This window comes from Trichormus sp. NMC-1 (assembly GCF_001858025.1).
Classification (GTDB): domain Bacteria; phylum Cyanobacteriota; class Cyanobacteriia; order Cyanobacteriales; family Nostocaceae; genus Anabaena.
The window spans coordinates 198,727-210,056 of record NZ_LZQD01000009.1; the positions used below are offsets into that span (position 1 = coordinate 198,727).

Here is an 11,330-nt window from a genome sequence, read left to right on the forward strand (position 1 = left end):
CGGGGAGGGGGTTGGGGGTGGGGTTCTTGTACCTCATAACATCGGGAAGTGCTGTATTACTCTTTGTTAAAGTTTTTTTAACGAACCATATTTCATATAGCAATCCTATTCGATTTTTGAAATATAAGTAGGGTGGGCATTGCCCACCGTAAGCGGGTTTTGGTGAGCTATACGACTAACACCGTTTATAGTTTCAACCCTATTCTCTGTGATATTACAATAATTCTGTAATCGAAAATTGTCGTAGTTTGTCTAGTTCTTGTAGTCGCGTTTTTTCAGCATACATAGCGTCTGCATAATATTTATATTTCTCAGGTTCTGCTTGGATATCTATGTTCTCCCATAGTTCCATAAAGTGACGACAACGCTTTTCTCTCAAGACTATTTCCATACAAGCCAGCGTTGCTTGAACTACTTGGGGAGTACGCAATATTTCTTTATTGGTTTTCTCATTTAAATGGAATAAATGAGCAACTAATACTAATTCTTCTGATAATTCTAAATATCGATTTTGCAAACTGGAAATTAAATCAGCTTCGTCTGTTAATTCGGAAATCTGTAACCATAAAAACCGGTGATGAGAAAGGCTCAATTCTAAATTTCGCTCTTCTAATTCGTTAATTATTACTTGACGTTGTTCTGGACAATGGAGATAAATTTGTAATAATAACGCCTCGGCTCGTTCTAGTAGACTACGTTCAGTATTTACTAGAGATAGCTTTGGCGTTTTAGGCTCCTGTTTGCGTACTCTTGCACTTGGGCTTTGTACCTTAGTAGGAGCAATTTGAGTTAGTAAGTTCTCAGTTCTTAGAGGAGTAAGTCTAGCGTCCCCTAAGCTGAGTATTTCTGCACAGTAGGAAATGTAGTAATTAAGAGTATCACTATTAACTATATTTTGCAAGAGTTTTACTATTTGTTGCGTGACTTGCTGAAAATCGGTAGCTTGTCTTAAATCTCTATCTTTAATAATTTGCTGAATCTGCCAATTTAACCATAATGGAGCGTTGGTTAATAGTTGCTGATAATCTGCGGCTGTATGACTATGCAAGTATTCATCAGCATCTTTACCGTTGGGTAAGTTAAGAATTTTTAATTGCACTTCGCCTTGATATGCTAAAGTTGCAATTTCACCAATCGCTCTTTCGGCCGCGTTGGTTCCAGCTTTATCAGCATCAAAGTTGAGTACTAGTTGTTTAGAATCGGTGTAACGCAAGAGTAGACGGACTTGTTCTATGCTTAAAGCTGTTCCCAGAGAAGCGACGGCGTTATTAATTCCCGCAGCATGGAGAGCGATCGCATCAAAGTATCCCTCAACTACCACAGCTTGATCTAGTTTAGCAATTCCGTCTTTAGCTTGATCTAGAGCAAATAAGGTTTTACCTTTACTAAAAAGTTCTGTTTCTGGGGAATTTAAATATTTGGGTTGTTCATCTGTCAAAGTTCTCCCACCAAAAGCAATTACTCGCCCTTGTACGTCACGAATAGGAATCATCAACCTATCCCGAAATACATCATAATATCCACCTCCTTCTTTCCTCGGTTTAATCAAACCCGCCTTTTCCACCAATTGCACTGGGTAGCGTTTATCTTCCACCAAATACCGATGCAGGGTTTCCCAACCAGAAGGCGCATAACCTAAACCAAATTGTTGAATTGTCTCTTCTTTAAGTTGGCGACTCTCCTGTAAATACTGCATTACCTTTTGTTGCTGCGTGTGTCTGAGGGCGTGTTGATAAAATTGGGCTGTGGAAGCCAAAACCTCATACAACTGCTCACGCAGAGATAACTGGCGCTGTAATTCTTGCCTTTGCTCTGGTTCTAAGGTTTGTACAGGGACTTGGTAACGCCGTGCTAAGTCTAGTACCACTTCCGTAAAGTGGCGTTTACTCAAATCCATCACAAACTTAATGGCGTTACCTCCAGCTTGACAACCGAAGCAATAATACATTTGCTTGTTTGGGCTGACGGTGAAACTGGGGCTTTTCTCATCATGAAAAGGGCATAAACCAACAAAATCTTTTCCGCGCTTCCGTAAGACTACATACTCCGAAACAACATCAACAATATCAGCCCGGAGTTTGACTTCTTCAACTGTGTCTGGATGTAAGCGGGGGATTTGCATTTTTTAGGTAATGGGGGGAATGGGGACGCGGGGACGCGGAGAGGGAGACGGAGATGGAGATGGAGACGGGGAGGAATGACCAATGACTAATGACCAATGACCAATGACTAATGACCAATGACCAATGACTAATGACCAATGACCAATGACTAATGACCAATGACCAATGACTAATGACCAATGACCAATGACTAATGACCAATGACCAATGACTAATGACCAATGACCAATGACTAATGACCAATGACCAATGACTAATGACCAATGACCAATGACTAATGACCAATGACCAATGACTAATGACCAATGACCAATGACTAATGACCAATGACCAATGACTAATGACCAATGACCAATGACTAATGACCAATGACCAATGACTAATGACCAATGACCAATGACTAATGACCAATGACCAATGACTAATGACCAATGACCAATGACTAATGACCAATGACCAATGACTAATGACCAATGACCAATGACTAATGACCAATGACCAATGACTAATGACCAATGACCAATGACTAATGACCAATGACCAATGACTAATGACCAATGACCAATGACTAATGACCAATGACCAATGACTAATGACCAATGACTATTATAATTCTTGTTCCCAGAACCCGAATAATCGATAAAATTGCATAAGCTGAAGCTTAACAACGGGAAACATCAAAAATGGGACGTATATTTATTTCGGCGGCGCATGGGGGCAAAGAAGCGGGCGGAATTGATTCTGGTGCGATCGCAGGTGGTACTACTGAAGCGAAAGAAATGATTCTTTTACGGGATTTGATTGTTACAGAACTGAGATCCCGGACTGTGGAAGTGTTAGCTGTTCCTGATGATTTGAGTGCTGCTCAAACTATCACCTGGATTAATTCTCGCGCTCGTTCCACTGATGTGACGGTAGAAATTCATTCTGATGCGGCTAGTAGTCCTAGTGTCCGGGGAGCTAGTGTTTTCTATATTGCCAACAACAATATCCGTAAGCAAAATGCAGAGATGTTGCTGATGGGATTGTTGCGCCGTGTGCCTCAATTACCGAATCGTGGCGTTAAACCTGATACAGATAGTGGCTTAGGTAGTTTAAGATTTTGTCGTCAGACTGCGATCGCAGCATTATTACTACAAGTAGGTTTTATTAGCAGTCCAGATGATCGAACTTTACTACAAACTCGTCGCCGTGATTTTGCTTTAGGAATTGTTGATGGATTAATAGCTTGGAGTCGAGTAATTGATCCGAATCCTGGAAGTCCCGTAGAACCCAATTATCCACCAATTAATATCAATATCAATGGCCAAAATTACGCAGAGCAAGGAGTACTGATTAATGGCAACTCTTACATCCCCATTGATTTAGTAGATCGGCTAGGGCTTGATTTATCAAAATCACCTAATGTTAACCGTGTTACCTATCGCCGCATAGTTTACATCAAAGCCATCGAACTTCGGGATTTTAATATTTCTATTGCCTGGGATGGTGCAACTAGTACTCTCAAGTTACGCTCGATTTTAACAGTTTGTCCAGGACAAATTGACAAAATTATTTCCAATGGCAATACCTCAGAAATACAGCTACAAATCTTTTTAAAGAACAACAATGAAAACGCCCTAATCCAGTTTCCTGATGTGCCGAAACTTTATCGAGAAGAAGCTGCTCTCGAAGGAGTAAACCATGATATTGCCTTTTGTCAAATGTGTTTAGAAACTGGATTCTTACGTTTTGGTGGCGATGTTAAACCTCAGCAAAATAACTTTGCTGGTTTAGGAGCAATAGGTGGTGGCGCACAAGCAGCATCTTTTCCTAGTGCCAGAATTGGTGTCAGAGCGCATATTCAACATTTGAAAGCCTACGCCAGTTTAGAACCTTTAGTACAACAAGAAGTAGATCCTCGGTTTAGATTTGTTACCAGGGGTATTGCTCCATCAGTTGATAAACTATCAGGAAGATGGTCAGCAGATTTAGATTATGGTACAAAAATTAAAGCCTTATTTAAACGACTTTATGAATCAGCCGGATTACTTTGATTTATGATTATGCTGATTTAAAGAATCTGATAATTTCCCGAACATTATCGAGAAATTGTCCATCACTAGAAAGTTGGGCGATCGCATTTCTAGCTTCTCTCGATAGACGTTCATGTTCTGATTGATTTGTAGCCCGCAATTCCTCTAAATTAGCCATAATTCGCGCTAGTTCTCGGCGGGTTTCTTCAGAAAAACGTTGTTGATTAGCTACTAAAGAATAAGACTGTTCTGGATTGAGTTGATCTTCTAAAGATTGGATTTTTTGTTCAAGTTCATAAAAGCGGTTACGAAGTTCCAAAATATCTTCACGAGGATAAGTAAATGCTTGGCGAATCATTCTCAACCGAGCATATAAATATTCATAAGCGCTGATAGCTGGACGCAGTAAAGTTAATAACAAAGCTGCACCAGAACTGATATATCCTACAGCACTAATACCAGTAGCCGCTAAGATATAAAGACCAACGGCTGAGATTAAGTGTAAACCAATTGCCAGCCAGAAGGAGCGCTTGGCTAAAGCTTTTACATAATTAATTTGTTTTTCATCTACAGGAATGTTTTTTTCAATTGATTCTGCGGCTTCTGCTAAAACTTCTTTAGCTTGAAAATGCACATTCCAAGGAACTGTGACAATTACTAATAACCACCAAAAACTTGCACCACCAATCACCCAATCGAGAAAATTACCAGCAGGGATATGTAACCATTGCAAAACCCCAAAAGCTAGTAATACTGTGACAACAATTCCCACAATAGAACTGATAAAAAAGTTGAAATACATATTTTTTATCTTCGGTAAAACAGTTATCCCCATCATGGCTATAGGTTAGCTGTTATACTTCTGTCTATGTGCTGGTTTTTCTAATAGCACATGGTAAGTAGTCGTGCAAAATAAATTTTATAGTTACGAGAGGGAACAGGGAACAGGGAACAGGGAACAGGGAACAGGGAACAGGGAACAGGGAACAGGGAACAGGGAACAGGGAACAGGGAACAGGGAACAGGGAACAGGGAACAGGGAACAGGGAACAGGGAACAGGGAACAGGGAACAGGTAAGGAATACAGACATTTTTATTTTCAATCAATATGTACAATTAATTTTGCGTGGGTACTTAGTTACAGCAGATTGCAGATCAATGAGGTACAAAATCAAACTTGAAACCTAGACACCAAGCCAGTTTCACTACTGACTCCTGACTACTGTACGGGCGAACGGCCGTTCGCCCCTCCTGACTCCTGCTGTATAAAAATTTGGGATTTTGAACTTGAGTTTTTAGCTTGTTGACTTGTGATAGTTTTTGCAGTAGCACACACCAACTAATACCGTTTCACTTTAAGGTTGATACAAATGGACAGACGCGGGGACGCGGGGACGGAGAGACGCGGAGATTCATTTGTAGCTTTAATTAAGTGAATTGATCTAAAGAATCAGATAACTACGCCAAATTGGGTGAGTATTTTGACTATTTTTGTCTGGAAGCAGCAACCTCCAGCTTTTACCTTCTTTCTGAATTTGCAAATAAAGTTCAAAGGGTTTTTGCGCTTGGGTAAAGCTGCGTTTTGGTAATTTGACTATGAGATTATAGGTTCCCCGCACACGGTAAGCGGGTAAATTTTCAATCGTTAGGGGTTTTTGTTGAGTAATTGAAAGTCCCTGGATGTCAAATGCTTGGAAGTCTAAATCTAGCTTTTGGCTAAGTTGTTGTTGGGTTTGTTCTACCTGGAGTGCGATCGCTTTTTGGACTAAATCATAAGTCGGTAGCAATACAATACTACTACATGAAGTTAAAAAAACTAAAATCACTGTCAAAAACAAGCGCACCATATTCTTCTAAGAATTGTAAAATTTGATGATCAAGACGATAAAAAACCGCGTCGTAACCCAACATCCACTATAAAATATGTGTTCATGACTCATTGAGAATCGCCATACCACCATGTAGAAATTAGACATCGACCTTTCTTTAAATATGCGTGACCTAAAACCCTTGTAGAGACGTTCCATGGAACGTCTCTACAATATTTACCACCAGATGTCTATTAGTAAATGTCTCTACAAGATGGCTGATTAAAATCCTAATTGCTGTAAAATCAGTCAGTTTTTAAGGCTTTACTAAAAAGGCGATAATATAACCAAGTTGTAAATTCCTTGATGGGAAACAGCACATATGTCAGCGGATTTACCGTGACAATAATATTCCTAAAATCCCGCTTGGCTAAAAACAAAATCCCTCGCGCTACTTGGGTTGCTGACATCACACCATAAGGATTTAGTTGACTTTTAAAAGGTCCCAAGATTAACTTGCGAATTACACAAACTCGATCTAGTTGCTTGAGAGTAATAATATCCCCTAAGGCTCTTTTACTAAGTTCATAAAGGGGACTCAAGGCTGGGGAAACCTCCGCTTCCGAAGTGTTAACCCAAATTTCCTTGGTAGCTTTAGCGAATGGGCCTCTAACAGTTGCAGAAAATATATCTATCAACCGCAACGCCGAAAAAGTGTTCACTTCATAGGAATTTTGAATTGCTGCCGAAGTGCGATCGCTATAAACATTCACGCCATGATTGATAATTAGAATATCCACTTTCTCTAATCTGGCTTGTAGTTTCGCTTCATTACCCAATTCCCAAGCCAGCACTTTCACTCCAGCTTGCGGCTGTATTTTGTCGGGATTGGTGCTTAATGCCACAACTGTAGCATTGTGCTTCAGTAACTCCGCCACTAATGCTTGTCCTAAAGCACCAGACGCACCCGTTAAAGCCACGGTTTTACCTTTGACAGAAAGTCCTGTTCCCAAAATTTTATCTACTAAAGGAAAGACACCACTGTAATAAGCGTTAACATCATCAAAATGATGTCGCCAATGATAAGTTCTATTCACGAACCAAACGGAAGGAATTGTCTCTAAAGGTCCAGGTAGGTGGTTGTAGTCTGTATCAATTGTCCCTTGGAAATAGCGCCCAGATGCACCATACAAAAAAGTTACAGCATAGACGACTCCCAACCATAACCCCCATTGCTGGGCGAGTAAGGCAAGTGCTGTTAATATGACTACCAGTAAACTCGACTCTAATATGTCGTGGTAAAGCTGGGAATCTAGATAAGCTTTCTGGGAAACTAACGATAAATCCCGACGATAAGCCACATGGTGCTTATTGTGCCATTTAGCCAGCCAAGTAACCTGGTGACACAAAGCATGGTAGCTGTCCCTTAATATTTCTGCGAGTAATAGGGAGAATAACCCCCAAGCTGCAAACTGCACGCAGGTGTTTACTAAAACCCAATCAATTGTTAAGCTTTCAGCCAGTCTCATCACGTTTTTGTTGACACCATTTATTCTTAATTATTCAGTCTAGAACTTTTCTTGCCAAAACCAGTTCCTTGAACAGTAGCTTCACCGCTTTAACCGCCACACGCATTCTAATCAACTTCATCGGTTTCAGTATGTACTGAGTCTTGTTCAATAATCAAATAGGAGTCCTATATACAGCAGGAGTCAGGAGTCAGGAGTCAGGAGTCAGGAGTCAGAATTCAGGAGTAAAACTGGCGAATGAGTATTGGGGGGTTGACAACGGATTTTAGATTTGTTATCATGAAACTGATAAGGAAGAACTATCATAAAATAAACATGATTAACTATAATCAAGTAAGGGTTTAGTATTGCTAAACCCTTATTTATTGAACAAACATGGAAAATTAACGATTTCAAAATATATAGGTGGGTTTTTGCTTTGTATATGCGGTTTCTAACCGACCTTTTAAGGAAATGTCTGACTTAGAGATACAAAATATTAATTTAGACCGTTCATTGTCTGGGTATGACTATGAACTACCAAGTGAACTGATTGCCCAAAATCCGGCTGTTCCAAGGGATAGTTCGCGTTTACTGGTGGTTAATTCTCCCAGTGCGGGACAGGAAACGTTAGCCCTAAATCACATTTTCCGGGATTTGCCTGAACTACTACAACCTGGTGATTTGTTGGTGATGAATAATACTAAAGTCATGCCAGCACGTTTGTATGGACGCAAGTCAACGGGGGCCAAAGTGGAAGTTTTGCTGTTGGAAGAAAGACAGCATAATTGTTGGTTGGCTTTGGTGAAGCCAGGAAAACACTTTAAAATTGGAACTCAAATTATTTTTGATGGAAACAAATTATCACTCAGCACTGAACTCACGGCAACAGTTTTGGAGACGGATGCGGCAACAGGAGGACGGTTATTACAATTTGATTTACCAGAGAATATTTCTTTGGTGCAAGTGTTAGAGCAATTTGGGGAAATACCGCTGCCTCCTTATATCACGGCTTCTACGGCTGCTGATGAACAGTATCAAACGGTGTATGCTCAACAACAAGGAGCGATCGCAGCCCCAACGGCAGGATTACACTTTACACCAGAACTGTTGGATAAATTGCGCGATCGCGGCATTAATCAAGCTTTTGTCACGCTGCACGTTGGTGTCGGGACTTTTCGTCCTGTGGAAGTCGAAGATGTAACTACTCACCAAATGCATGAAGAATGGATTGAAGTCAGTGCTACGACAATTGAGCAAATCCGGGCTACTAAAGCCGCTGGGGGGCGCATTATTGCCGTCGGCACCACGGTAGTTCGTACTTTAGAGGGTTTGGCTCAATTTGGGGATTTGCAACCCTATGTAGGCAAAATAAACTTGTTTATTTATCCTGGCTATCAATGGCGGGTAGTAGAAGGTCTAATTACTAATTTTCACCTGCCGCGTTCGAGTTTATTGATGTTGGTAAGTGCTTTAATTGGTAGACAGAGGTTATTGAAGATTTATCAACAAGCGATCGCCTCTCAATATCGTTTTTATTCTTTTGGTGATGCCATGCTGATTTTGCCTGAAGGAACTCTGAGTGCTGAGTAATATCATGTCCAGTTGAATCGCACGATCATTTAGACTGACGCGGAGATAGGGAGACGCGGAGATAGGGAGACGCGGGGACGCGGAGAAATAATTACCTACTGCACCCTGTTCCCTGTTCCCTGTTCCCTGCACCCTGTTCCCTGTTCCCTGTTCCCTGTTCCCTGTTTACGAATTACGAATTGTGAATTGTGAATTTTTGATTTAGTTATGGGTACTCTGATTGAGTGAGAATATATGAATACAGGGTTACAATTCATGTCTAAAACAATTCAGAGTACACCGTGCTTACACAGGCTGTTTAAAGCATCATTTTCCAAAAATTATGCACAGCAATTAGGAATCGTATTAGCTTCTTCGGCATTTCTGTTGTTGGGATTACCGACAATTACTGATTTACCTGGTAGTAAGTTGTTGGCACAAAAGGCCGTTTCTCAGGATTTAGACGCAGCTATCTTGTATCAACTGGGAGTGACACGTTATCAGCGCCAAGATTTACAAGGTGCAGAATCTGCATTTCGTCAAGCTTTGCAGCGAGATCCTAACATTGGCATGGCGCGAAATTATTTAGGTAATATATTTTTGGAGCAAAATCGCCTAGATTTAGCTGTCCAAGAATATGGAGAAGCGATTAGACTGAATCCCAATTTAGGTGATGCTTATTACAATTTGGGGTTAGCTTTACAAAAACAAGGACAAAAAGAAGCAGCAATTACAGCTTACCGTCAAGCGTTGGTAACAAGTCCGACAATGGCGGCGGCACAGTATAATTTAGGTTTAGTATTATACGAACAAGAACGGCGACAAGAAGCGATCGCAGCTTTTCAACAAGCAATTAATTTAGATGGTAGCAATTCTAATGCTTACTTTAATTTAGCGATCGCATCTCAACAAGAAGGTCAAGTAGAACAAGCCATCACAGCCTATCGTCAAGCCTTAAAGCTAAATCCCAACAATACCGTAGCTTACAACAATTTGGGTAGTCTCATGGTAATTCAGGGTCAACCCTCCCAAGCTATTACCATTTACCAACAAGCTATTCGCCAAAATCCCAAAAATGCTTTAGCTTACTATAACTTAGGGGTAACTTTATATAATCAAGGCAATTTCAAACAAGCTTATCAAGCATTAAAACGCGCTCGTCAAGAATATTCTCAACAAGGCAATACTGAGCAATTCGCAAAAATTGACCAGATGACACAGCAAATTGCCCAATATTTAACAACAAAAAAACCTGAAGTTAGTCAAACAGCAACCCCAACTCCTACTTCTAACAGTGATGTAGTACTACCAGCACCTGAGCAAGCAATGCCAGTAAACCCCACTGAAGTGCCTAAGACTGTTGAACAACAGCCGAGGTGATGACGGGGACGCGGGGATGGGGAGATGAAGAGATGGGGAGATGGGGAGATGGGGAGATGGGGTGACGCGGAGAAATAATGATCTACTGCACCCTGCAACCTGCCCCCTGCAACCTGCCCCCTGCACCCTGCTTCCTCAAATTGGCAAGCGGTTAATATCTTTATTGCAGCCAATAACTACCATTGCGGAACCACGTTCTAAACGCTTGGTGGTGTCAGGATTAATCTTAAATTTACCATCCTGACTCACTGCCAACAAATTTAAACCATAACGATTACGAAGTTGGATTTCTGCAACAGTTTTGCCGTGAAATTCATCAGGGACAATCAACTCAACAATACTATGATCTGGGTCGAGATCAAATCGGTCTAGAATAGATGGTTTAGTCAGTGTCCTTGCTAAAGCACAACCTGCTTCATATTCTGGGAAAACTACATGATCTGCTCCCACTCGCTTTAACAGCTTGCGGTGAACTTCACTAGAAGCTTTAGCAACTACATGAGGTACACCAGCTTCTTTGACATTGAGAGTCGTGATAATACTTTCCTGGATATAGTTACCAATTGCCACAATTACTGTATCAAATTCAAGAATACCAGCTTCTTTGAGTGCGGCAGATTCAGTTGAGTCTAATTGCACAGCATGGCTAACTATTTCCTCAGTTAATGCTTCTGAAACCCGCTTCTCATCGATATCTGTAGCCAGAACTTGATAACCTAAATTATGTAATGTTGAACATACAGAACGACCAAAACGACCTAACCCAATTACCGCAAATTGGTGGTTATCTTGACGTAAACTGCGAAAAAACTTTAATGATGAAAGATTCATAATTGGTGATTGGTAATTGGTAATTGGTAATTGGTAATTGGTAATTGGTCATTGGGAATAGATAATTAAGTTATTCTTCATTTTCTCCGCGTC

At 40.7% G+C, this 11,330-nt stretch carries 11 protein-coding genes; 5 read left to right on the forward strand and 6 right to left on the reverse strand.

The features are described 5' to 3' along the window. Positions 1-214: 214 nt before the first annotated feature. Both dnaG and A9Y75_RS29885 read right to left on the reverse strand, forming a co-directional pair. Positions 215-2,122, reverse strand: a complete 1,908-nt coding sequence (gene dnaG / locus A9Y75_RS22870) for a DNA primase (protein ID WP_071191827.1) — start codon at positions 2,120-2,122, stop codon at positions 215-217. A 3-nt stretch (positions 2,123-2,125) separates the two neighbouring features. Then, entirely contained in the window at positions 2,126-2,791 is a 666-nt protein-coding gene (locus tag A9Y75_RS29885) for a hypothetical protein (RefSeq protein ID WP_236721501.1), read from the reverse strand. 15 nt (positions 2,792-2,806) lie between these two features. On the opposite strand from A9Y75_RS29885, the gene A9Y75_RS22880 reads away from it, so the two are divergent. Next, positions 2,807-4,159: an N-acetylmuramoyl-L-alanine amidase gene (locus A9Y75_RS22880; RefSeq protein WP_071191828.1), complete on the forward strand. Its 1,353-nt coding sequence runs from the start codon at positions 2,807-2,809 to the stop codon at positions 4,157-4,159. A gap of 7 nt (positions 4,160-4,166) precedes the next feature. On the opposite strand, the gene A9Y75_RS22885 is transcribed toward A9Y75_RS22880, so the two are convergent. Then, positions 4,167-4,940 carry a hypothetical protein gene (locus tag A9Y75_RS22885; protein WP_071191829.1) on the reverse strand — a complete coding sequence of 258 codons (774 nt, stop codon included), beginning with the start codon at positions 4,938-4,940 and terminating at the stop codon, positions 4,167-4,169. A 103-nt stretch (positions 4,941-5,043) separates the two neighbouring features. Between A9Y75_RS22885 and A9Y75_RS22890 the strand changes: the two genes are divergently transcribed. Beyond that, positions 5,044-5,319, forward strand: a complete 276-nt coding sequence (locus tag A9Y75_RS22890) for a hypothetical protein (protein ID WP_071191830.1) — start codon at positions 5,044-5,046, stop codon at positions 5,317-5,319. A 261-nt stretch (positions 5,320-5,580) separates the two neighbouring features. On the opposite strand, the gene A9Y75_RS22895 is transcribed toward A9Y75_RS22890, so the two are convergent. After that, complete coding sequence (locus A9Y75_RS22895) at positions 5,581-5,985, reverse strand: hypothetical protein (RefSeq protein WP_071191831.1); 405 nt, start codon at positions 5,983-5,985, stop codon at positions 5,581-5,583. A 266-nt stretch (positions 5,986-6,251) separates the two neighbouring features. Then, entirely contained in the window at positions 6,252-7,475 is a 1,224-nt protein-coding gene (locus A9Y75_RS22900; protein ID WP_071191832.1) for a bifunctional sterol desaturase/short chain dehydrogenase, read from the reverse strand. 143 nt (positions 7,476-7,618) lie between these two features. Here A9Y75_RS22900 and A9Y75_RS30290 point away from each other — a divergent pair, with 143 nt between their 5' ends. The 3 genes from A9Y75_RS30290 (at position 7,619) to A9Y75_RS22910 (ending at position 10,406) form a co-directional block, all read left to right on the forward strand. After that, positions 7,619-7,744 carry a hypothetical protein gene (locus A9Y75_RS30290; protein ID WP_269086329.1) on the forward strand — a complete coding sequence of 42 codons (126 nt, stop codon included), beginning with the start codon at positions 7,619-7,621 and terminating at the stop codon, positions 7,742-7,744. A 184-nt stretch (positions 7,745-7,928) separates the two neighbouring features. After that, entirely contained in the window at positions 7,929-9,047 is a 1,119-nt protein-coding gene (gene queA, locus A9Y75_RS22905) for a tRNA preQ1(34) S-adenosylmethionine ribosyltransferase-isomerase QueA (protein WP_071191846.1), read from the forward strand. A 255-nt stretch (positions 9,048-9,302) separates the two neighbouring features. Then, complete coding sequence (locus A9Y75_RS22910) at positions 9,303-10,406, forward strand: tetratricopeptide repeat protein (RefSeq protein ID WP_071191847.1); 1,104 nt, start codon at positions 9,303-9,305, stop codon at positions 10,404-10,406. A 135-nt stretch (positions 10,407-10,541) separates the two neighbouring features. On the opposite strand, the gene A9Y75_RS22915 is transcribed toward A9Y75_RS22910, so the two are convergent. Further along, complete coding sequence (locus A9Y75_RS22915) at positions 10,542-11,237, reverse strand: TrkA family potassium uptake protein (protein ID WP_071191833.1); 696 nt, start codon at positions 11,235-11,237, stop codon at positions 10,542-10,544. Between the last annotated feature and the right edge of the window lie 93 nt (positions 11,238-11,330).

Excerpts from the sequence above, each read along its gene's own strand:
- A9Y75_RS22895 (WP_071191831.1), bottom strand. The coding sequence starts at position 5,985 with ATGGTGCGCTTGTTTTTGACAGTGATTTTAGTTTTTTTAACTTCATGT.
- queA (WP_071191846.1), top strand. The coding sequence starts at position 7,929 with ATGTCTGACTTAGAGATACAAAATATTAATTTAGACCGTTCATTGTCT.
- A9Y75_RS22915 (WP_071191833.1), bottom strand. The coding sequence starts at position 11,237 with ATGAATCTTTCATCATTAAAGTTTTTTCGCAGTTTACGTCAAGATAAC.
- A9Y75_RS22900 (WP_071191832.1), bottom strand. The coding sequence starts at position 7,475 with ATGAGACTGGCTGAAAGCTTAACAATTGATTGGGTTTTAGTAAACACC.
- dnaG (WP_071191827.1), bottom strand. The coding sequence starts at position 2,122 with ATGCAAATCCCCCGCTTACATCCAGACACAGTTGAAGAAGTCAAACTC.
- A9Y75_RS22880 (WP_071191828.1), top strand. The coding sequence starts at position 2,807 with ATGGGACGTATATTTATTTCGGCGGCGCATGGGGGCAAAGAAGCGGGC.
- A9Y75_RS22885 (WP_071191829.1), bottom strand. The coding sequence starts at position 4,940 with ATGTATTTCAACTTTTTTATCAGTTCTATTGTGGGAATTGTTGTCACA.
- A9Y75_RS22910 (WP_071191847.1), top strand. The coding sequence starts at position 9,303 with ATGTCTAAAACAATTCAGAGTACACCGTGCTTACACAGGCTGTTTAAA.